The 20,441-nt window shown below is 60.9% G+C and carries 21 protein-coding genes; 16 read left to right on the top strand and 5 right to left on the bottom strand.

Features of this window, described 5'->3' with window-relative positions; all coding sequences use genetic code 11:
• Nucleotides 1-42 precede the first annotated feature (42 nt).
• From LIY36_RS13040 to LIY36_RS13005, 8 genes are all read left to right on the top strand, one after another.
• Complete coding sequence (locus LIY36_RS13040) at nt 43-1,044, top strand: diguanylate cyclase (RefSeq protein WP_192297253.1); 1,002 nt, start codon at nt 43-45, stop codon at nt 1,042-1,044.
• A 676-nt stretch (nt 1,045-1,720) separates the two neighbouring features.
• A protein-coding gene (gene prfB, locus LIY36_RS13035; protein WP_192297252.1) for a peptide chain release factor 2 occupies nt 1,721-2,816 on the top strand; the annotation gives its coding sequence in 2 pieces (ribosomal slippage) (nt 1,721-1,792 and nt 1,794-2,816; 1,095 coding nt in all).
• 109 nt (nt 2,817-2,925) lie between these two features.
• Nucleotides 2,926-4,428, top strand: a complete 1,503-nt coding sequence (gene lysS, locus LIY36_RS13030; protein WP_192297251.1) for a lysine--tRNA ligase — start codon at nt 2,926-2,928, stop codon at nt 4,426-4,428.
• A gap of 107 nt (nt 4,429-4,535) precedes the next feature.
• Nucleotides 4,536-5,252 (top strand): TetR/AcrR family transcriptional regulator, encoded by a 717-nt coding sequence (locus tag LIY36_RS13025; RefSeq protein WP_192297250.1) that lies wholly within the window; start codon nt 4,536-4,538, stop codon nt 5,250-5,252.
• 60 nt (nt 5,253-5,312) lie between these two features.
• Nucleotides 5,313-6,590 (top strand): flavohemoglobin expression-modulating QEGLA motif protein, encoded by a 1,278-nt coding sequence (locus LIY36_RS13020; protein WP_192297249.1) that lies wholly within the window; start codon nt 5,313-5,315, stop codon nt 6,588-6,590.
• Nucleotides 6,591-6,776: 186 nt separating this feature from the next.
• On the top strand, nt 6,777-7,682 hold the full coding sequence (locus tag LIY36_RS13015) for an alpha/beta hydrolase (RefSeq protein ID WP_226455894.1): 906 nt from the start codon (nt 6,777-6,779) through the stop codon (nt 7,680-7,682).
• Nucleotides 7,679-8,005 carry a hypothetical protein gene (locus LIY36_RS13010; protein ID WP_104995690.1) on the top strand — a complete coding sequence of 109 codons (327 nt, stop codon included), beginning with the start codon at nt 7,679-7,681 and terminating at the stop codon, nt 8,003-8,005. Before LIY36_RS13015 ends, LIY36_RS13010 begins: the two co-directional genes overlap by 4 nt.
• A gap of 120 nt (nt 8,006-8,125) precedes the next feature.
• On the top strand, nt 8,126-8,272 hold the full coding sequence (locus LIY36_RS13005; RefSeq protein ID WP_226455893.1) for a hypothetical protein: 147 nt from the start codon (nt 8,126-8,128) through the stop codon (nt 8,270-8,272).
• A gap of 48 nt (nt 8,273-8,320) precedes the next feature.
• Here the strand turns inward: LIY36_RS13005 and LIY36_RS13000 are convergent, their stop codons facing one another.
• The 3 genes from LIY36_RS13000 to LIY36_RS12990 all read right to left on the bottom strand — a co-directional run bounded on the left by LIY36_RS13000 (nt 8,321) and on the right by LIY36_RS12990 (nt 10,202).
• Entirely contained in the window at nt 8,321-9,106 is a 786-nt protein-coding gene (locus tag LIY36_RS13000) for an OmpA family protein (RefSeq protein ID WP_226455892.1), read from the bottom strand.
• A gap of 55 nt (nt 9,107-9,161) precedes the next feature.
• Nucleotides 9,162-9,587 carry a DUF4398 domain-containing protein gene (locus LIY36_RS12995; RefSeq protein WP_192299380.1) on the bottom strand — a complete coding sequence of 142 codons (426 nt, stop codon included), beginning with the start codon at nt 9,585-9,587 and terminating at the stop codon, nt 9,162-9,164.
• Nucleotides 9,588-9,857: 270 nt separating this feature from the next.
• Complete coding sequence (locus LIY36_RS12990) at nt 9,858-10,202, bottom strand: pilin assembly protein (protein WP_192299379.1); 345 nt, start codon at nt 10,200-10,202, stop codon at nt 9,858-9,860.
• Between the two features lie 185 nt (nt 10,203-10,387).
• Between LIY36_RS12990 and ppc the strand changes: the two genes are divergently transcribed.
• From ppc to LIY36_RS12960, 6 genes are all read left to right on the top strand, one after another.
• A complete protein-coding gene (gene ppc / locus LIY36_RS12985; protein WP_192299378.1) occupies nt 10,388-13,015 on the top strand; it encodes a phosphoenolpyruvate carboxylase in 2,628 nt (875 codons plus the stop codon).
• Between the two features lie 279 nt (nt 13,016-13,294).
• Nucleotides 13,295-13,942: an adenylate kinase gene (gene adk, locus LIY36_RS12980; protein WP_192299377.1), complete on the top strand. Its 648-nt coding sequence runs from the start codon at nt 13,295-13,297 to the stop codon at nt 13,940-13,942.
• A 90-nt stretch (nt 13,943-14,032) separates the two neighbouring features.
• Nucleotides 14,033-14,716: a tRNA (adenosine(37)-N6)-threonylcarbamoyltransferase complex dimerization subunit type 1 TsaB gene (gene tsaB, locus LIY36_RS12975; RefSeq protein ID WP_192299376.1), complete on the top strand. Its 684-nt coding sequence runs from the start codon at nt 14,033-14,035 to the stop codon at nt 14,714-14,716.
• A gap of 250 nt (nt 14,717-14,966) precedes the next feature.
• On the top strand, nt 14,967-15,257 hold the full coding sequence (locus LIY36_RS12970; RefSeq protein ID WP_226455891.1) for a hypothetical protein: 291 nt from the start codon (nt 14,967-14,969) through the stop codon (nt 15,255-15,257).
• Nucleotides 15,257-16,117, top strand: coding sequence for a DUF72 domain-containing protein (locus LIY36_RS12965; protein WP_226455890.1), 861 nt, complete (start codon nt 15,257-15,259; stop codon nt 16,115-16,117). Before LIY36_RS12970 ends, LIY36_RS12965 begins: the two co-directional genes overlap by 1 nt.
• A gap of 27 nt (nt 16,118-16,144) precedes the next feature.
• Nucleotides 16,145-16,972 (top strand): isocitrate lyase/PEP mutase family protein, encoded by an 828-nt coding sequence (locus LIY36_RS12960; RefSeq protein WP_226455889.1) that lies wholly within the window; start codon nt 16,145-16,147, stop codon nt 16,970-16,972.
• Nucleotide 16,973: 1 nt separating this feature from the next.
• Here LIY36_RS12960 and LIY36_RS12955 read toward each other — a convergent pair whose 3' ends face one another.
• Nucleotides 16,974-17,594 carry an energy transducer TonB gene (locus LIY36_RS12955; protein ID WP_226455888.1) on the bottom strand — a complete coding sequence of 207 codons (621 nt, stop codon included), beginning with the start codon at nt 17,592-17,594 and terminating at the stop codon, nt 16,974-16,976.
• Nucleotides 17,595-17,690: 96 nt separating this feature from the next.
• Between LIY36_RS12955 and LIY36_RS12950 the strand changes: the two genes are divergently transcribed.
• Nucleotides 17,691-18,473, top strand: a complete 783-nt coding sequence (locus LIY36_RS12950) for a class I SAM-dependent methyltransferase (protein ID WP_192299371.1) — start codon at nt 17,691-17,693, stop codon at nt 18,471-18,473.
• 132 nt (nt 18,474-18,605) lie between these two features.
• Here LIY36_RS12950 and LIY36_RS12945 read toward each other — a convergent pair whose 3' ends face one another.
• Nucleotides 18,606-19,241, bottom strand: a complete 636-nt coding sequence (locus LIY36_RS12945; protein ID WP_192299370.1) for a TetR/AcrR family transcriptional regulator — start codon at nt 19,239-19,241, stop codon at nt 18,606-18,608.
• A gap of 93 nt (nt 19,242-19,334) precedes the next feature.
• Here LIY36_RS12945 and LIY36_RS12940 point away from each other — a divergent pair, with 93 nt between their 5' ends.
• Entirely contained in the window at nt 19,335-20,435 is a 1,101-nt protein-coding gene (locus LIY36_RS12940) for an efflux RND transporter periplasmic adaptor subunit (RefSeq protein ID WP_192299369.1), read from the top strand.
• The last annotated feature ends 6 nt before the right edge of the window (nt 20,436-20,441 follow it).

The following is a 20,441-nucleotide window of genomic DNA, read 5'->3' as shown; positions in this document are numbered from 1 at the left end:
CTCGCGGTGCTGGCTTGCAGGCAGTAATTCAGGTGATTGCACATGAATGATTTACAGATCGACGACATCAAGACCGACGAAAACGCCGCCATGGTGTTGCTGGTCGACGACCAGGCCATGATCGGCGAAGCCGTACGGCGTGGGCTGGCCCACGAAGAAAACATCGACTTCCATTTTTGCGCCGACCCGCACCAGGCCATCGCCCAGGCGATCCGCATCAAGCCGACAGTGATCCTGCAAGACCTGGTCATGCCCGGTCTCGACGGGCTGACGTTGGTACGCGACTACCGCAACCACCCGGCCACGGCGAACATCCCGATCATCGTGCTTTCGACCAAGGAAGACCCGCTGATCAAGAGCGCGGCGTTCTCGGCCGGGGCCAACGACTATCTGGTCAAGTTGCCGGACAACATCGAGCTGGTGGCGCGTATCCGCTATCACTCGCGCTCCTACATGACCCTGCTGCAGCGTGATGCGGCGTATCGCGCACTGCGGGTCAGCCAGCAGCAGTTGCTCGACACCAACCTGGTGCTGCAACGGTTGATGAACTCCGATGGCCTCACCGGGCTGTCCAACCGTCGCCACTTCGACGAATACCTGGAGCTGGAATGGCGCCGCGCCATGCGTGACCAGACCCAGTTGTCGTTGCTGATGATCGATGTGGACTTCTTCAAGACCTATAACGACAGCTTTGGCCACGTCGAAGGCGACGAAGCCCTGCGCAAAGTCGCCGCGACCATCCGCGATGCCAGCAGTCGTCCTTCGGACCTGCCGGCGCGTTATGGCGGCGAAGAGTTCGCGCTGGTGCTGCCGAACACCTCGCCGGGTGGCGCGCGCCTGGTGGCCGAGAAGCTGCGCATGGCGGTTGCGGCGCTGAAGATCCCGCACATTGCACCGACGGAAGGTGCGAGCCTGACCGTCAGTATTGGCCTGTCCACCGTTACGCCGCAGCAGGGCGGTGATTGCCGGCAGTTGATATTGGCGGCGGACAAGGGGTTGTATACGGCCAAGCATAATGGGCGCAATCAGGTGGGTATCGAGTAGGGCTGGGTTTCGCTGGGTTTTGCTGGGTACATATCCGTTTCTTCGGTAACGGCTGCTTATGGTTCCGCTCTTACAGCGGGTCACTTTTGGAGGGACCCAAAAGTAACCAAACGGCCAGCGTGTTTGACGGGGCGACCCAAGATCAAAAGCCAGAGCGCGGCGGCCTTGGAGCCGACCGGCATGGGCGGGTTGAACGGGGTCAAAACTGTGGGAGCGGGCTTGCTCGCGAATGCGGTGGATCAGTCAATGAGTGAGTTGACTGACACACCGCATTCGCGAGCAAGCCCGCTCCCACATTTGGATCTCCATGTATTCAGATGGAACTGTAGTTTGCTCTGGCTCTGGCTCTGGCTCTGGCTCTGGCTCTGGCTCTGGCTCTGGCTTTTGATCTTGATCTTAGGCGGCCCCCCAAATCCATGGCGGATTACGGGCACACCGAGCCTAGGCGAGGTGCCGAGTGTTGGGGCAAGAGCCTTTTGCTTACTTTTGGGCTCTTTCCAAAAGTGAGTCGCTGTAAGCGCGAAACCCTAAGTGGCCGTTACCGCAGCAACGGATATGCCCACCACCAACAAACCACCACCAACCCCGAGCCTTTTCGCCAAGCGGGCTGCCGCTGCCCCCCATTTCCCGTTATACTCGCCGGCTTTCAAAAGTTCGCCAACGAGTGCTGCCCGCCATGGAAATCAACCCGATCCTTAACACCATCAAGGACCTGTCCGAGCGCTCCGAAACTATTCGGGGGTATCTTTGACTACGATCAAAAGCATGAGCGTCTGACCGAAGTCAATCGCGAGCTTGAAGATCCTGCTGTCTGGAACAAACCTGAATACGCCCAGGAACTGGGCCGCGAGCGCGCTGCGCTGGCGCAGATCGTCGACACCCTCGACGAACTGAACACCGGTCTGGCCGATTGCCGTGACCTGCTGGACATGGCCGTCGAGGAAAACGACGAAGGCGCAGTGGGCGATGTCATCGCCGAGCTGGCCCGTCTCGAGGAAAACCTCGCCAAACTCGAATTCCGCCGCATGTTCAGCCATGAAATGGACCCCAACAACGCCTACCTGGACATCCAGGCCGGCTCCGGTGGTACCGAGGCCCAGGACTGGGCCAACATCCTGCTGCGCATGTACCTGCGCTGGGCCGACAAGCGCGGTTTCGACGCGACCATCATGGAACTGTCCGCCGGTGAAGTCGCCGGTATCAAGGGCGCGACCGTGCATATCAAGGGTGAATACGCCTTTGGTTGGTTGCGCACCGAGATCGGCGTGCACCGCCTGGTACGCAAGAGCCCGTTCGACTCCGGCAACCGTCGCCATACCTCGTTCTGCGCGGTGTTCGTCTCGCCAGAGATCGACGACAAGGTCGAAATCGAGATCAACCCGGCGGACCTGCGCATCGACACCTACCGTTCCTCCGGTGCCGGTGGCCAGCACGTAAACACCACCGACTCGGCCGTACGTATCACCCACGTACCGACCAACACCGTGGTCAGCTGCCAGAACGAACGTTCCCAGCACGCCAACAAAGACACCGCCATGAAAATGCTGCGGGCCAAGTTGTACGAGCAGGAAATGCAGAAGCGCAATGCCGCCTCGCAAGCGCTGGAAGACACCAAGTCGGACATCGGCTGGGGTCACCAGATCCGCTCCTATGTGCTTGATGCATCGCGGATCAAGGATTTGCGCACTAACATCGAACGCAGTGACTGCGACAAGGTGCTCGACGGCGACATCGACGAATACCTGGAAGCCAGCCTGAAATCAGGCCTGTAACACATGCAATGCGGGATTGCCTGACACCCCTCGATCCCTGTGGGAGCGGGCTTGCCCGCGATCCCCAGCCGCAGGCTGGGGCAACGAACCTGATGGAATATTTAAAGACATGAGCGACCAACAACTCGACCCGCAAGCCCTGCAACAGGAAGAAAACTCCCTGATCGCCCTGCGCAAGGAAAAGCTTGCTGCCGAGCGCGCCAAGGGCAATGCCTTCCCGAACGACTTCCGTCGCGAACACTACTGCGAAGAACTGCAGAAGAAATACGCGGACATGACCAAGGAAGAACTGGCAGAAGCTGCAATCCCGGTCAAGGTTGCCGGTCGCATCATGCTCAACCGTGGCTCGTTCATGGTGATCCAGGACATGACCGGTCGCATCCAGGTCTACGTCAACCGCAAGACCCTGTCGGAAGAAACCCTGGCCGCGGTGAAAACCTGGGACATGGGCGACATCATTGCCGCCGTCGGCACCCTGGCCCGCTCCGGCAAGGGCGACCTGTACGTCGAAATGACCGAAGTGCGCCTGCTGACCAAATCCCTGCGCCCGCTGCCGGACAAGCACCACGGCCTGACCGACACCGAGCAGCGCTACCGTCAGCGCTACGTTGACCTGATCGTCAACGAAGACGTGCGCCACACTTTCCGCGTACGTTCGCAAGTCATCGCGCACATCCGCAGCTTCCTGATGCAGCGTGACTTCCTCGAAGTTGAAACCCCGATGCTGCAAACCATCCCCGGTGGTGCCGCAGCCAAGCCGTTCGAGACGCACCACAACGCGCTGGACATGGAAATGTTCCTGCGTATCGCCCCCGAGCTGTACCTCAAGCGCCTGGTGGTTGGCGGGTTTGAAAAGGTGTTCGAGATCAACCGCAACTTCCGTAACGAAGGCGTTTCGACCCGTCACAACCCAGAATTCACCATGTTGGAGTTCTACCAGGCCTACGCCGACTACGAAGACAACATGGACCTGACCGAAGAGCTGTTCCGCGAGCTGGCACAGCTGGTCCTGGGCAGCACCGACGTGCCGTACGGCGACAAGGTGTTCCACTTCGGCGAGCCGTTCGTGCGTCTGTCGGTGTTCGATTCGATCCTCAAGTACAACCCTGAGTTGACCGCTGACGACCTGAACGACATCGACAAGGCCCGCGCCATCGCCAAGAAAGCCGGCGCCAAGGTGCTGGGCTTCGAAGGCCTGGGCAAACTGCAGGTGATGATTTTCGAAGAACTGGTGGAGCACAAGCTGGAACAACCGCACTTCATTACCCAGTACCCGTTCGAAGTGTCGCCGCTGGCCCGTCGCAACGATGACAACCCGAACGTCACCGACCGTTTCGAACTGTTCATCGGTGGCCGCGAAATCGCCAACGCCTACTCCGAGTTGAACGACGCGGAAGACCAGGCCGAGCGTTTCATGGCCCAGGTGGCCGACAAGGACGCCGGTGACGACGAAGCCATGCACTACGACGCCGACTTCGTCCGCGCCCTGGAATACGGCATGCCGCCGACCGCAGGTGAAGGTATCGGTATCGACCGCCTGGTGATGCTGTTGACCAACTCACCGTCGATCCGTGATGTGATCTTGTTCCCGCACATGCGGCCACAAGCGTAAGCGTAGTGAAATCCGAAGCCGCCTTTTATAAGGCGGCTTTTTTATGCGGCGTATTTAAGCGTCAAGCAAACAGCGCCAGGTTTTGATCTATTCAAGGATGTGTTTGGGTGAACCGCGTAACCGCTCAAGAAAGCGCCGCCGGCATTGCTGCCGCTGTGGTGGAAAGCGTCCAGTATCAGGGCCGCAAGGCCAGCCGCCGGGGCAGTGAGCAGCGCCGGCAAGATATTCTCGATGCGGCCATGCGCATCGTCGTGCGTGATGGCGTTCGCGCCGTTCGCCATCGGGCAGTGGCGGCGGAGGCGGGGGTGCCATTGTCGGCCACCACCTATTACTTCAAGGACATCGATGATCTGCTCACCGATACCTTTGCTCAGTACGTCGAACGCAGCGCCGAGTTCATGGGCAAGCTGTGGGTGCGCAACGAGGGCCTGCTGCGGGAAATGGTCGCTTATGGCGATGGCAGCCCGCAGTCGCGTTCGCAGTTGGCCGACGACATTGCGCGGTTGACCGCCGATTACGTGATGCGTCAGCTGACCAACCGGCGCGAACACCTGATGGCCGAGCAGGCCTTTCGCCAGGAGGCTCTGTTGAACCCGCGCCTGGCCGAACTGGTGCGTTCCCACCAGCAGATCCTGTTGCAGGGCACCGAGCAGTTTTTCCGGGTACTGGGTTCGCGCGAGCCACAACAGGATGCCAAGGTGTTGACGGCTATAATCGGTCGGATGGAGTATCAGGGCCTGCTGGGCAGCCCCGAACCGCTGACCGCTGAGGAGATGCTTGAGATCCTCAAGCGCTACATGCATTTGGTGTTGGCTTCGGTCTGACGTAGGCTGCTGACACGCGGGCCGCGCGCGGGCACATAACGTTTAAAGAGGAAGCATCAGGTGGACGATTACCAGCAGACGATACGCACCTTGTCTGATCGCATTGTGCTGGCACAAACACCGATTCGCGTCCTCGACGCTGTGAAGTGGGACGACAACATTCGCCAGGGATTCCTCAAGGCCAAGGGCAAGGAAATGCCTGCCGTGAGCCGCGACTATTACCAGAACCGACCGCTGTCGTTCGACTCCAGTGCGGTCAAGCTGGAATTCCAGAACATCGAGCGCGACATCACCCGTCGCCTCGGCCAGTTCAGCCCGGTGGGGCAGATCATGCGCCGCATGTGCAAGGAATACCGCATGGTGGTGCGCATGCTCGAAGCGCGTGGCACCGAGGATTTCGGCCTGATTTCCCAGGAGCTCTACGGCGCCGCTTCCGATGCCTTCCACGCCGGCGACCCGACCCTGGCTGACCTGGGCCTGATGCTTTCCGATTACCTGAACAATATCGACGGCCGTGGCGACTTGAAGGATGAGGCCAAGACCCTCACCGCCAAGGACGCCGTGGCCCTGCTGCAAACCCGCCTGAACAAGGTGTTTGGCGAGGCCGAAGAAACCATCCGCGTGTTCGAGTCCGACGGCATCGTCGCCGATGCCGCCGCCGGCGCCGACTACATCAAGATCCGCGCCGACGCGATGTTCAACGACCGCGACGTGCGTGCCCTGGAGGTGCATGAAGGCCTGGTGCACGTGGGCACCACCCTCAACGGCCAGAACCAGCCGATCTGCACCTTCCTGTCCAAGGGCCCGCCGTCCTCCACCGTGACCCAGGAAGGCCTGGCGATCCTGATGGAGATCATCACCTTTGCCTCCTACCCAAGCCGCCTGCGCAAACTGACCAACCGCACCCGCGCCATCCACATGGTGGAGGAGGGCGCCGACTTCTTGCAGGTATTCGAGTTCTTCCGTGAGCAGGGCTTTGAAATGGCCGAAAGCTACGGCAACGCCAGTCGCGTCTTCCGTGGCTCGGTGCCGACGGGGCTGCCGTTTACCAAGGATTTGTCCTACCTCAAGGGCTTTATCATGGTCTACAACTATATCCAGCTGGCCGTGCGTAAAGGCAAGCTGGAGCAAGTGCCGCTGTTGTTCTGCGGCAAGACCACCCTGGAAGACATGCGCACCTTGCGCCAACTGGTGGATGAAGGCCTGGTGGTGCCGCCGAAGTACCTGCCGGAGCAGTTCCGCGACATGAACGCGCTGGCGGCGTGGATGTGCTTCTCCAACTTCCTCAATCACTTGAGCCTGGATCGGATCGAGGCGGATTACTCCAACATCCTCTGACCAAACCGGATCTCAATGTGGTAGAGAGCTTGTGTGGGAGCGGGCTTGCTCGCGAAGGCGGTGTTTCAGATACACATGAGTTGGCTGACACTCCGTCTTCGCGAGCAAGCCCGCTCCCACAGAACCCCGCTCCCACTGTTGAATCACTGTGAGTCTGAAAATCGAATAATAGCGAGGCTTCAACGGATGAGAATCCTCGGCATTCTGTGCCTGCTACTGACCTTGAACGGTTGCAGCTCCCTGCTGTTCTACCCCGAGCCCGGCCTGCCGTTCACCCCGGAAAAAGCCCACCTGGCCTACCGTGACGTGACCCTCACCACCGCCGATGGGGTGAAACTCCACGCCTGGTGGCTGCCGGCCAAGCCTGGTGTGGCGCTCAAGGGCACCGTACTGCACCTGCACGGCAACGGCGGCAACCTGGCCTGGCACCTCGGTGGCAGTTGGTGGTTGCCGGAACAGGGCTACCAGGTGCTGCTCCTGGACTATCGCGGTTATGGCCTGTCCGAAGGCAAACCATCACTGCCGGCGGTCTACCAGGACCTCGACGCGGCGTTCAGCTGGATCGACACCGCCGCCGAAACCCAGCACCAACCGTTGATCGTCCTCGGCCAAAGTCTCGGCGGTGCGCTGGCGGTGCATTACCTGGCGGGCCATCCGGAGCGTCAGGCGCAGCTCAAGGCGCTGGTGCTGGACGGAGTGCCCGCCAGTTATCGTGATGTAGGACAATTCGCGCTGAGCACCTCCTGGTTAACATGGCCGTTGCAAGTGCCCTTGTCCTGGCTGGTGCCGGACCGCGACAGCGCCATCCATGACATGCCCAGGCTGACCGGCGTGCCGAAGCTGCTGTTCCACAGCCTGGACGACCCGATCGTGCCCCTGGCCAATGGCATCCGTCTGTATCAGGCGGCGCCGCCACCGAGAGTGCTGCAGTTGACCCGTGGCGGTCATGTGCAGACTTTTGCCGACAAGACCTGGCAGACCGTGATGCTGCGTTATCTGGATGACCCGCAGCACTTCAACGGCCTACGCCGCCTGGGCGAAATTCCGAACTATCCGATTCCCAAAGTTGATTCATCAGAGAGCCCGCAATGAGCGAAGAACGCAACATGATCCCCCTGATCCTCACCGGCATCGGCACTATTATCGGCACCGTTGGCTGCCTGTGGTTCTATGGCTACCTGCACTTCGCCAAGCCCGAAGATGCGTTGCTGCTCAGCGACTTCACCATGCTCAAGACCGTGCCCGGCGAGGATTACAAGATTTCCCTGACACCGGCCGCGCAAGTGGCGCAGTGCGTCGATGGCGTGCTGGTGATGTTTGATACCGAACAGAAAGGCTTGAGCGGTGTGCTGGTGAACAACAAGAAGCAAGCCGTGCGTTGCCTGGGTCAGGAAACCCCGCAATTGCAGCAATAGGCCGTACACGGAAATATCTGGAACCGTATTGTGTAAGAAGCCACAGAAGGCGAGGACACTTACACAGGGCGGGGTAAGAATGTGGCGATAGTCATTGGTGCAATACGCAACATGCTGGACATGGCCAGATGTCAAGCGGCGCTGGAGCGGCGCGACGCGCAGGAACAGAAGATCGAGACCTTGCTGGCCAAGCTCTCGGACAATTCATACGACACTCAAAGCGTGAAGCTGCGAGATGAGAATACCGGCCAGCAGATCAAGTTCTGATACTCAAAAAAAACCCACCGTGAGGTGGGTTTTTCTATCCAGCTTCAATCAATTGGCGACGGAAGACCGTGGCTTGACCGGCTGGTTGTCGTTGGAAATAGTCACTTCAACACGGCGGTTCATGGCACGGCCCGACACGCTGCCGTTGTCGGCTACCGGGTATTCCTTGCCGTAACCCTGGGTCACGATGCGCGAAATATCCACGCCTTGCTGTGCCAGTGCGCGCTGTACCGAAGCCGCACGGCGCTCGGACAGGCTCTGGTTATACGAATCGGACCCGGTGCTATCGGTATAGCCTTCGACGATCACTTTACGGTCCGGGTTGTCGCGCAGGAACTGCGCCAGCTTGGTGATGTTGACCAGGCCGCTGGATTTGAGGTCGGACTTGTTGGTGGCGAACAGCACGTCACCAAAGGTCACCAGCGTACCGCGCTCGGTCTGCTTGGCGTTCAGGCTGTCTTGCAGTTGCTTGATTTGCGCGTCGCGGGCCTCAAGCAGGGCGCGGGCACGTTCGTCGCCGGCGTTTTTCAGCTTGGCTTCGGACTCGCGCAACACGATGGTGTCCTTGGCCACTTCAACACGCTGGTTGGTCAGGTAGGCCAGTTGGTCGACTTTCTTCTGGTCTTCCTTATCACGGTAGGCTTTGTCAGCCTTGTCCAGCCATTCGCTGGCGTCCTTGGTTTCCAGTGCCGCCAGCTTGGTGGCTTGCGGGTTGGTTTGCAGGGCCGAGAAGTTGGTCCGTGCGTTTTCCAGGTTCGCGTTCGGCGGGGTGGAGCAGGCCGCCAGGGCAACGCTCATCGCCAGCAGGGCAGGGATCATCAATTGTTTACGCATAGTCGTGTCGTCCTTTCAATTCGATATCGGGTGCAGTGCAATCGGGGGCGGCGGCTTATTGCTGTTTGATCACAGCCGGGCGCATGCCTTCCTGACGCAGCTCCTGAACAGCTTTCTGGGAATCCTTCACAGCCTGTTCAGCCTTGGCCGCCTGGGATTTGCGCTCAGCCACGCGAGCGTCCCATTCAGCTTGTTCGGCCAGGCGACGGGCCTCTTCGTAGTTCTTGTCGTGCATGGCGATTTCGGCTTGCTTGAGCTTGTCCTGGGCCGACTTCATTTCCACGGCCGCATATTCGGTGCCGCCAGCGCTGACTGCGCTGTTCACCGCAGACTGGGTCACCGCGTATTGCTCGGTTGGCGGGTTGCCGGCGCAGCCCGCCAGGACGAAGCTGGTGCCGATTGCCAGCGCGGCCAATTTGAGCCCGCGCAGGTGGTTAAACGAGGATTTGGCAGTGCTGGTCTTCATCGTCTTCAACTCCATTGGATAACTCCTGAAAAACTTAAAATCCATCTTGTAAGGTCGATTGCGGGCCCGGCGGATAAGGCACATGACGCCTGTTGAAACGACCGTTCCAAATGATGGCTTACTGGGTGTGACCGAAGGCTTTTTTGAATAGTTCAGAGAAGATGGCGATTTGCCTAAAAAAATATCTGACTGATCGGTCAGCACAAAAAATTGGAACTTCTGCGTTGCGCAGTGGTACGCCGGGCCTGTTCAAGGCCCGGAATACAAGGGGTTTGAAGGGATGTATCAGTGTGTCGGTTCGTCGGCGGCGGCCGACAAGTCATGCAGATAGCGTCGCGACAAGGTCAGAAAGCGCGGGGTGGGGCCGACATCTTCATACAGCGGGTCGCCCTCTTCATCGGTGGCAATCACCTGCTGGCCCTTGATGTAGGGGAAGCTGGCTTCCAGCTCTTCCAGGGCGGCGCCGATCAACTCGGCGAGCAGTTCTTCAGGCTGGCGCTTGGGGTACATCTCGGCGATGGCCGCCAGCCGGGCGGCGGCTTCCAGATCCAAGTGGACGGCGTACGCGTTCTTGGTCAAGCGACCCTTGGCGTTCTCTTCCCAATGCTGGGCCAATTCTCGAATTTTCATGGCAACCTCAATAAAGCCCGGGATGGCGGGCGGTGATGAGTGACCAGTCGCCCGTGTGGGTAAACACAGGCGCCTTAGTCTTCAGACTAGCTGCATCGCGCAAGGTTTAAAGTCTTGTCATAAATGAATGCTGGCGGCACTCTGCAAGACCTGCGCGTCCCGGATTTCTGGCTGGAGGTTGGCTGATGAGTGATATCGATGCACGCTTGCGTGAGGATGTTCACCTGCTGGGTGAACTGTTGGGCAACACCATTCGAGAGCAGTACGGCGATGCTTTTCTCGACAAGATCGAGCAGATCCGCAAAGGCGCCAAGGCCGATCGACGTGGCGCTGGCGATGAGTTGAGCAGCAGCCTCAACCAGTTGCAGGAAGACGAACTGTTGCCGGTGGCCCGTGCCTTCAACCAGTTCCTCAACCTCGCCAACATCGCCGAGCAATACCAACTGATTCACCGGCGCGATGAGTCGCAGCCGGCGCCGTTCGAATCCCGCGTGTTGCCTGAACTGCTTGCGCGCCTGCAAAGCGAAGGCCACAGCAATGAATCCCTGGCCCGCCAACTGGCGCGGTTGGAGATCGAGTTGGTCCTCACCGCCCACCCCACCGAAGTGGCGCGCCGCACCCTGATCCAGAAATACGATGCGATTGCCGCGCAACTGGCGCTGCAGGATCACCGTGATCTGACCACCGCCGAGCGCACGCAGATCCGCGAGCGCCTGCAACGGTTGATCGCCGAGGCCTGGCACACCGAAGAGATCCGCCGTGTCCGGCCAACCCCGGTCGACGAAGCCAAATGGGGCTTTGCGGTGATCGAGCATTCGCTGTGGCACGCCATCCCCAATTACTTGCGCAAGGCCGACCAGGCCCTGCACGCCGCCACTGGCCTGCGTTTGCCGCTGGAAGCTGCGCCAATCCGCTTTGCTTCGTGGATGGGCGGCGACCGGGACGGCAACCCGAACGTCACCGCGCCGGTGACTCGCGAAGTGTTGCTGCTGGCACGCTGGATGGCGGCGGATTTGTACTTGCGCGATATCGACCATCTGGCCTCGGAGCTGTCGATGCAACAAGCCAGCCCGGCGTTGCAGGCCAAGGTGGGTGACAGTGTCGAGCCCTATCGTGCGCTGCTTAAACAACTGCGCGAACGTCTGCGCGCGACCCGGCAATGGGCCCACGCATCATTGACCGCCGCCGCCCCGGCCCCCGTGGAGGTACTGCAATACAACCGCGATCTGCTCGATCCGCTGGAACTGTGCTATCAGTCGCTGCACGAATGCGGCATGGGCGTGATCGCCGATGGGCCGCTGCTCGATTGCCTGCGCCGTGCGGTGACCTTCGGTTTGTTCCTGGTGCGTCTGGATGTGCGCCAGGATTCCAGTCGGCATTCGTCAGCCATGACCGAAATCACCGACTACCTTGGCTTGGGCCGCTATGAAGAGTGGGATGAAGACGCGCGCATCAGCTTCCTGAGCAAGGAACTGAGCAACCGTAGGCCACTGTTGCCGGGCTATTTCAAGCCCTCGGCGGACACCGCTGAGGTCTTGAATACCTGTAAGGAAATTGCCGCCGCGCCTGCTGCTTCGTTGGGTTCGTATGTCATCTCCATGGCCGGAGCTGCGTCGGACGTGCTCGCCGTGCAACTGTTGCTCAAAGAATCGGGCGTGCAGCGGCCGATGCGTGTGGTGCCACTGTTCGAAACCCTGGCTGACCTGGACAACGCCGGCCCGGTGATCGAGCGGCTGTTGCTGCTGCCCGGCTATCGCGCGCGGTTGCAAGGCCCGCAGGAAGTGATGATCGGCTACTCGGACTCGGCCAAGGATGCCGGCACCACCGCCGCCGCCTGGGCGCAGTACCGTGCCCAGGAACGCCTGGTCGACATCTGCCGCGAGCAGCAGGTGGAATTGCTGTTGTTCCACGGTCGCGGTGGCACCGTTGGACGGGGTGGTGGCCCGGCGCATGCGGCGATCCTGTCGCAGCCGCCGGGGTCGGTGGCGGGGCGCTTCCGTACTACCGAGCAAGGCGAGATGATCCGCTTCAAGTTCGGCCTGCCAGACATCGCCGAGCAAAACCTCAACCTCTACCTCGCCGCCGTGTTGGAAGCCACGCTGTTGCCGCCACCACCGCCGGAACCGGCGTGGCGCCATTTGATGGACGAATTGGCGGCAGACGGTGTCAGCGCGTACCGCGCCGTGGTGCGGGAAAATCCGCAATTCGTCGAATACTTCCGCCAGTCCACCCCGGAGCAGGAGTTGGGGCGTTTGCCCTTGGGCAGCCGTCCGGCCAAGCGCCGGGCGGGCGGTATCGAAAGCCTGCGCGCGATTCCGTGGATCTTCGGCTGGACCCAGACCCGCCTGATGCTGCCGGCCTGGCTTGGCTGGGAAGCGGCGCTGAGCAAGGCGCTGGAGCGCGGTGAGGGCGAGCTGCTGGGGCAGATGCGTGAGCAGTGGCCATTCTTCCGCACCCGCATCGATATGCTGGAAATGGTGCTGGCCAAGGCCGATGCCGACATTGCGCGACTGTACGATGAGCGTCTGGTGCAGCCTGACCTGCTGCCATTGGGGGCGCACTTACGCGACCTATTGTCGCAGGCATGCAGTGTGGTGCTTGGCCTGACTGGCCAGTCGCAACTGCTGGCCCATAGCCCGGACACCCTGGAGTTCATCCGTCTGCGCAACACCTACCTCGACCCCCTGCACCTGTTGCAGGCCGAGTTGCTGGCGCGCTCGCGTCAACAAGAGGCGGCGCAGGACAGCCCTCTGGAACAGGCGCTGCTGGTGTCCGTGGCCGGTATTGCCGCCGGTTTGCGCAACACCGGCTGAGGTTTTCCAAGCGTTCTCAACGGCTTGCAGATAAACCACGACGGCCGCCCGGAAACGGGCGGTCAGCGTTTATGCGGGCGGGTTGCACTCAGGCACACCCTACCTATGACGCATGCCCTGCGCGGGTTCCTGCGACTTTTGGCGGCTTGTATGGTGACCGCCCGCTGTGTATCTTGATCAGCCTTTGGCCGTTTGGGCGGCCCGAATCCTATTTTTACGCGATTGGCCCCACGCGGCGAATCCGAGCGACATCTCTATAAAAAATTGAGGAGCACATCAATGCGCGTCATTCTGCTGGGAGCTCCCGGGGCCGGTAAAGGTACTCAGGCAAAGTTCATCACTGAAAAATTCGGCATTCCACAAATCTCCACCGGCGACATGCTGCGTGCAGCGGTCAAGGCCGGCACCGAGCTGGGCCTGATCGCCAAGAGCGTGATGGACAGCGGTGGCCTGGTCTCCGATGACTTGATCATCAACCTGGTCAAGGAACGCATCAGCCAGGAAGACTGCAAGAACGGTTTCCTGTTCGACGGCTTCCCACGCACCATTCCCCAGGCTGAAGCCCTGGTGAAGGCTGGCGTTGAGCTGGATGCCGTGGTTGAAATCGCGGTTGAAGATGAAGAAATCGTGCAGCGTATTGCCGGTCGTCGCGTTCACGAAGCCTCGGGCCGCGTGTACCACACCCTGTACAACCCGCCAAAAGTCGAAGGCAAGGACGATGTGACCGGCGAAGAGCTGGTACAGCGTAAGGACGACACCGAAGAAACCGTGCGTCATCGCCTGTCGGTCTACCACTCCCAGACCAAGCCTTTGGTGGATTTCTACCAGAAGCTGTCGGCTGCCCAAGGCAAGCCCAAGTACAGCCACATCCCTGGCGTTGGCTCGGTTGAAGCCATCACCGCCAAGGTGTTGCAAGCACTGAGCTGATCCTTCGTTCAGCTTTGTGTACAACGGCCCGCTTGCGGGCCGTTGTTGTTTATACTGGCGCACTTTTTTTCGACTTGGACACCCACACCGATGAGCACCCTGCTGGCCCTGGACACCGCGACTGAAGCTTGCTCCGTTGCCCTGCTGCACGATGGCAAGGTAACAAGCCACTACGAGGTGATCCCCCGCCTGCATGCGCAGAAGCTGTTGCCGATGATCAAGCAACTGCTCGAAGACGCCGGCACCACCCTGGCGGCGGTCGATGCCATCGCATTTGGCCGCGGGCCAGGTGCGTTTACCGGCGTGCGGATCGCTATCGGCGTGGTGCAGGGCTTGGCGTTTGCCTTGGAGCGGCCGGTGTTGCCGGTGTCCAACCTGGCCGTGCTGGCCCAGCGCGCGTTGCGCGAACACGGCGCGTATCAGGTGGCTGCGGCGATCGACGCGCGCATGGATGAGGTCTATTGGGGTTGCTATCGCGAGACCGCTGGCGAAATGCGCCTGGTCGGCGTGGAAGCCGTGCAGCCGCCGGAATCCTCGGTATTGCCACCAGATGCCAGCGGTGACTGGTTCGGTGCCGGCACCGGTTGGGGTTATGGCGAGCGCATTGGGGTCACGCTGGTGGGGCAGGACGCCGCCATGTTGCCCCACGCCGAAGACCTGCTGACCTTGGCGCGCTTTGCTTTTGAGCGGGGCGAGGCGATTCCCGCCGACCAGGCGGCGCCGGTGTACCTGCGCGATAAGGTTGCGCAGACCAAGGCTGAGCGCGGCCTGTAATTGTGGCGAGGGAGCAGGGACTGCTGCGCAGTCCAGCGGGAGCAAGCTCCCTTGCCACAGTGATGGTGTGGGCCTCGCGGGATTATTTGACGCCAAAAGTGCGGGTATTTTCTGACAAAAAACGCCAATCGTCAGAATTTGCCCGAGGTTTTAAACCTTTTTCAAATTATGTGTTCTAGTTATCACCAGAGCATTTGCGCGCTACGGATTGCGCCACTAAAATGCCATTACTGATAGCGAGTTCGCGCCTATGCGTATTGATGGCTTTTCCTCACCGTCCTATCCAATCAAGCGCAAGCCGCGCAAGGCAAACGCTACGGTGGACGACTCCGTCGAGGATTCGCCGGACTTCATCGAAGTCCAATCCGATGCGCAATCCAGCTCCCAAGCCCGTATCAGCGGCCTTCCCGCCCGTCAGCAAGACATGGTCTTCCCGCGCTCCATGAGCAAAAGCGTCGCGACCGCCCTGGCCAGCTACCTGACCACCGCCGGTTTTGTCGAATGGGATATGGAAGTGCTGGGCCTCGACATCCACATCTGATGCGCCTGCCTTACTTCATCGGTTGCCCATCCTGGAGTGAAAACGCCTGGCGCGAATACCTGTACCCGGCCGACGCACGTTCCAACGATTACCTCGCGCTGTATTCCCAAGTCTTCAACGCCGTTGAAGGCAACACCACGTTTTATGCCCGCCCCTCGGCCGCCACGGTACAGCGCTGGGCCGAGATCATGCCTGCCGATTTTCGCTTCACGGCGAAGTTCCCCGGTGACATCAGCCATGCTGGCGACTTGCGTGAGCAACTGCCGGCGGCGGAAAGTTTTGTCGGCCTGATGAGCCCGCTGGGGGAGCGTGTTTCGCCGCTGTGGCTGCAGTTGTCGGCAGGCTTTGCGCCGCAGCGCCTTGCCGAATTGGTCGGGTTTATCGACGGCCTTGAACGCCCGATGGCCGTTGAAGTGCGCCACCCGGAGTTCTTCGCCAAGGGCGACGCCGAGCGCACGCTCAACCGTTTGTTGCGTGATCGAGGCGTGGAGCGCATCTGCCTGGACCCGCGTGCGCTGTTCAGCTGCACGTCGACTTCGGCGGCGGTGTTGCATGCCCAGTCGAAGAAACCCAAGGTGCCACCACGTCCGGCGGCGTTGACCCTGTTTCCCCAAGTACGTTTCATCGGTCATCCCGAACTGCAAGCCAACGACCCGTTCCTGGTCCCGTGGGTGGAAAAAATCGCCTTCTGGATCGAAGAGGGCCGCACGCCGTACATCTTCCTGCACACCTCGGACAACCGCCTGGCCGCACAACTGGCCCTGCGCTTTCACGAACAATTGATGGCGCGCCTGCCCGGCCTGCCACCCCTGCCGACCCTGAATCGAGCGCCTGAAGTGGAGCAACTGGGGTTACTCTAGGGCTCCTTTTATCGCCAGGAGTCAGACATGGATGCCCAAGCCCTTCGCGCCGAAACCTTCAAGGCCTTGCACGCGCGTGATCGTGCCTTCGTGATGCCCAACCCATGGGATGCGGGCTCCGCCGTGATGCTCGCCAGCCTGGGCTTTGAAGCCCTGGCCACCACCAGCGCAGGCTATGCGTTCAGCCTCGGACGGCCGGATGCGGAAGGGGCGTTGTCCCTGGACGACACATTGGTCAATGCCACGCTGATTGCCCAAGCCACCCCATTGCCAGTGGCCGCCGACCTCGAAAACGGCTTCAGCGACACCCCTGAAGGCTGCGCCCAGACCATCCTGCGTGCGGCGGCCACGGGCATTGTCGGCGGCTCCATCGAAGACGCCACCGGCATCGCCGCTGAGCCGATCTATGCCTTTGACCTGTCTGTGGCGCGTGTAGAAGCCGCCGTTGCTGCCGTGCGCAGCCTGCCATTCGCCTTCACCCTGACCGCCCGTGCGGAAAACCTCCTGCATGGTCGTCTGGATTTGCCTGACACCATCCGCCGGCTGCAAGCCTACGCCGAAGCCGGTGCCGACGTGCTCTACGCGCCAGCCCTGCGCAGTGCCGAGGAAGTATTGGCGGTGGTCAAGGCGGTGGCGCCCAAGCCGGTCAACGTGTTGATGTCCGGCGGCTTGAACCTCAGCGTGGCGCAGTTGAGTGCGATGGGCGTGCGACGGATCAGCGTCGGCTCAGCCATGGCGTTGGCAGCCTATGGCGAGTTTTATCGCGCAGCGCAGGAAGTGTATGAGTTGGGGACGTTTACCTTCACTGAACGCAAGATGCCGTTCAACCAGGCCAACGAGTTTTTCAAGCGCTGAATCAGGCGGCCAGGCGCAGGTTCTGAGTGATCAGCGGGCGAGCCCAGTGGTAATCGAAGTCCAGGGCCTTTTGTTGCGCCAGCAGTTCTTCGGTCGGGTACGGCGTGGCGGCCGGTGGCAGCAGGTCCAGTTCGAACTCGGCAATCGGCAGGTGCAGCGGGCGGGGCTCGGGCGCCGGGCCGGGTTCCGGCAGCGGTTGGCCGGCGCTCAGCACGATTGGGCGAACCCAGCCGCTTTCGAAGTTTTGCTGGCGCTGTTGGGCGACGATTTCTTCTTCGGGCAATGGTGTCGCAGCCGGCGGCAGCAGTTCGGTCTCGAACTCGGCAATCGGCAGGAACAACGGCTCAGGCGGGGCGATTTCGGTGTCTTTCACGTCGCATTCACGCTGGGTGAGGATCTGCGACAGCAGGTCGGCGCCGGCACTGGGTTCAACTTCCGGGTCCAGCGGTGCAGGCGCCTGGGCGGCGAGCGCGCCCGGCGTGTCGCCGAGCTGCTCGGCCAACGCCCGGGCAAAGAAGTCCTGCCACACATGACTCACCCCGGCCAGCGCTTGGGTATTGCGCAGGCCGTAGTGGTTGTGGGTCGGCAGTACACCGATGGTTAGGGGAAGAATGTCTGACATTTTTCTCGGTCGACGCTCAGCTCTGGCAAAATACCTGACTGTTGTTTTTATCGGCCGGTATTTGCCGATCCTTAATATTTTTGAGCGTAGCGATCGATGAGCGAACAACCAGCGGCCAGCCGCATCAGGGTCGAGGCCTTGGCCGAAGGTTTCCAGGCCCTTGCCGAGCAATGGGCGACGCGGCTTGGCCTGCCTTTGCAGCAGGCGGATGCGGATTTTTCCCTGCAAGTCGGTGAACAGGGCCTACAGCTGCAACAGCTCGGGCCGGATGCACCGGGGCCGGTGCGCGTGGATTTTGTTGAAGGTGGCGCGGCGCACCGGCGTTTGTATGGCGGTGGCAGCGGGCAGATGATTGCCAAGGCCGTGGGCATCGCCCAAGGCGTGCGCCCACGGGTGCTGGACGCTACCGCGGGCCTGGGCAAGGACGCGTTTGTACTCGCGAGCCTGGGCTGCGAAATGAGCCTGATCGAGCGCCAGCCGTTGATCGGCGCCTTGCTTGAAGACGGCCTGGCGCGCGGCGCGGATGATTTTGAGGTGGCACCGATTGTGGCGCGCATGCAGCTGCTCAAGGGCAACTCCATCGAGGTGATGCGTAATTGGGAGGGCGAGCCGCCCCAGGTGATCTATCTCGACCCGATGTTCCCGCATCGTGAGAAAACTGCCCTGGTGAAGAAGGAAATGCGCCTGTTCCGGCCGTTGGTGGGGGATGATCCGGATGCCCCGGCATTGCTCGCAGCGGCACTGGCGTTGGCCAGCCACAGGGTGGTGGTGAAACGGCCGCGCAAGGCACCGTGTATCGAGGGGCCCAAGCCGAGCCATGCGTTGGATGGCAAGTCCAGCCGGTATGACATCTACCCGAAGAAGGCGCTCAAGGGCTGAATGTTCATTGGCCCTTAGGGCCTCATCGCAGGCAAGCCAGCTCCCACATTTGACCGAGTTCCAATTTTGGAATGCGGCCAAATGTGGGAGCGGGCTTGCTCGCGAAAGCGACCGCCCAGCCACCACAAAACTTCAAGCCCGATAAGCCCGCATAAACAACCCCACCACCTCCCGCACATGCTCCTCGGCCGCCTCCTCACTCAACGGCCCGCCACAGCCATACAACAAGCAAAAATTCGCCGTGCCCTTGAGCAGGCAGAAGAAGTGCTCGGCCGCCGTAAACGGTTTGTCGATGCTCAGCGCGCCACTTTGGTCGATCTTGCCCAACAAGCGCTCCATGCCTTGCAGCATGCGCATTGGCCCCGCCTCGAAGAAGATCTGTGAGAGTTTTACGTCCTGGTTGCCCGTGGTCATCATCAGGCGATGCAGGTTCACCGATTCCTTGCTGTTGATCAGCCGATGGAAGCCCCGCGCAATGTTCAACAGCACCGTTTCCACAGGCATGTCGGCGGGCAACTCGAAGTACATCACCGGCAATTGTTCCTCGCACTTGGCGACCACGGCGGCGGTAAATAAGGTCTCTTTGTCGGTGAAGTGGCTGTAGACGGTCAGTTTCGACACGCCGGCCTCAAGGGCGACAGCATCCATGCTGGTACTGGCGTAACCATTGCTCAAAAACAGGATTTTCGCTGCTTCGAGGATAGCCTGGCGTTTTGCCATGTCCTTGGGACGCCCGGGGCTATTGGTGTTGGCAGGATTGTCGGACATTTACACCTTTAATACTGGACTGGTGAGTTTGGTATTAATAACATACTGGCCAGTATAATTATTCCTAGCTCCATTTGCGAAAGGTCCTTCAGCATGCGCAGCACTTTCCTGCCCCTTGCGTTGCCTGCCAGCTTGGCGTTCCTCTTGGCCGCTTGCGGCCATGAAGAAGCGGCCCAGACCGTTATCCGCCCGGCCATGGTGGTGCAGCCGCAGCCTTCGGCGCAGGCGAGTGACAGCTACCCCGGTGAAGTCCGTGCGCGCTATGAGCCGGACCTGGCCTTTCGCATCGGCGGCAAAGTCAGCAAGCGCCTGGTCGAGGAGGGCGAGCGGGTCAAGGCCAATCAGCCGCTGGCCGAGCTGGACCCTCAGGATGTGCGCCTGCAACTGGAAGCCACCCGCGCCCAGGTCGCCGCCGCCGAGGCCAACCTGAGCCTGGTGCGCGCCGAGCGTGATCGCTACAAGACCCTGATGGACCGTCAGATGGTCAGCCGTTCCCAGTACGACAATTCTGAAAACCTCTACCGATCCGGCGAAGCACGTCTCAAACAGATCAAGGCCGAGTTCGACGTGTCGAGCAACCAGGCCGGTTACGCCACGTTGCGCGCGCCCCAGGACGGTGTGGTCGCCAAGCGCGCAGTGGAAGTGGGCCAGGTGGTATCCGCCGGCCAGACCGTATTCACCCTGGCCACCGATGGCGAGCGTGAAGTGTTGATCAGCCTGCCCGAGCAAGGCTTCGCCCGGTTCAAGATCGGCCAGCCGGTGTCCGTCGAATTGTGGAGCCAGCCGGATCAGCGTTTCGCCGGGCGTATCCGTGAACTGTCGCCAGCAGCCGACCCGAAATCGCGCACCTTTGCCGCGCGTGTGGCATTTACCGGCGGCAAAGTCCCTGCCGAACTGGGCCAGAGTGCGCGGGTTTTCATACAGGCTGACGGTGTGATTCCGCTGTCGGTGCCGTTGTCTGCCCTCAGTGCGGAGAACGGTGCGTCCTACGTGTGGCGTGTACAGGCAGACAACACGCTTAAACGCACCCCGGTGCGCATCGGTGCGTTCGGCGAAAAATCCGTGCCGGTGCTGGAAGGCTTGAGTCCCACTGATTGGGTGATCGCCGCCGGCGTGCATGTGCTCCATGAGGGCCAGCAAGTGCGCCCGGTGGATCGCTCCAACCGGATAGTGAATCTGGCGGCCAAGGAGTAGTCCCCG

This window comes from Pseudomonas sp. AF03-9 (assembly GCF_020515815.1).
Classification (GTDB): Bacteria; Pseudomonadota; Gammaproteobacteria; order Pseudomonadales; family Pseudomonadaceae; genus Aquipseudomonas.
The sequence above is the reverse complement of the archived record's forward strand: the minus strand, read 5'-3'. Positions and strand labels throughout refer to the sequence as shown.

Coding starts and splice junctions, on each gene's coding strand:
- LIY36_RS12955 (WP_226455888.1), bottom strand. CDS start 17,594: ATGTCAGACATTCTTCCCCTAACCATCGGTGTACTGCCGACCCACAAC.
- LIY36_RS12950 (WP_192299371.1), top strand. CDS start 17,691: ATGAGCGAACAACCAGCGGCCAGCCGCATCAGGGTCGAGGCCTTGGCC.
- LIY36_RS12945 (WP_192299370.1), bottom strand. CDS start 19,241: ATGTCCGACAATCCTGCCAACACCAATAGCCCCGGGCGTCCCAAGGAC.
- LIY36_RS13015 (WP_226455894.1), top strand. CDS start 6,777: ATGAGAATCCTCGGCATTCTGTGCCTGCTACTGACCTTGAACGGTTGC.
- LIY36_RS12970 (WP_226455891.1), top strand. CDS start 14,967: ATGCGTATTGATGGCTTTTCCTCACCGTCCTATCCAATCAAGCGCAAG.
- LIY36_RS12940 (WP_192299369.1), top strand. CDS start 19,335: ATGCGCAGCACTTTCCTGCCCCTTGCGTTGCCTGCCAGCTTGGCGTTC.
- tsaB (WP_192299376.1), top strand. CDS start 14,033: ATGAGCACCCTGCTGGCCCTGGACACCGCGACTGAAGCTTGCTCCGTT.
- LIY36_RS13000 (WP_226455892.1), bottom strand. CDS start 9,106: ATGCGTAAACAATTGATGATCCCTGCCCTGCTGGCGATGAGCGTTGCC.
- ppc (WP_192299378.1), top strand. CDS start 10,388: ATGAGTGATATCGATGCACGCTTGCGTGAGGATGTTCACCTGCTGGGT.
- LIY36_RS12965 (WP_226455890.1), top strand. CDS start 15,257: ATGCGCCTGCCTTACTTCATCGGTTGCCCATCCTGGAGTGAAAACGCC.
- LIY36_RS13010 (WP_104995690.1), top strand. CDS start 7,679: ATGAGCGAAGAACGCAACATGATCCCCCTGATCCTCACCGGCATCGGC.
- LIY36_RS13005 (WP_226455893.1), top strand. CDS start 8,126: ATGGCCAGATGTCAAGCGGCGCTGGAGCGGCGCGACGCGCAGGAACAG.
- LIY36_RS12960 (WP_226455889.1), top strand. CDS start 16,145: ATGGATGCCCAAGCCCTTCGCGCCGAAACCTTCAAGGCCTTGCACGCG.
- lysS (WP_192297251.1), top strand. CDS start 2,926: ATGAGCGACCAACAACTCGACCCGCAAGCCCTGCAACAGGAAGAAAAC.
- LIY36_RS12990 (WP_192299379.1), bottom strand. CDS start 10,202: ATGAAAATTCGAGAATTGGCCCAGCATTGGGAAGAGAACGCCAAGGGT.
- LIY36_RS12995 (WP_192299380.1), bottom strand. CDS start 9,587: ATGGAGTTGAAGACGATGAAGACCAGCACTGCCAAATCCTCGTTTAAC.
- adk (WP_192299377.1), top strand. CDS start 13,295: ATGCGCGTCATTCTGCTGGGAGCTCCCGGGGCCGGTAAAGGTACTCAG.
- LIY36_RS13040 (WP_192297253.1), top strand. CDS start 43: ATGAATGATTTACAGATCGACGACATCAAGACCGACGAAAACGCCGCC.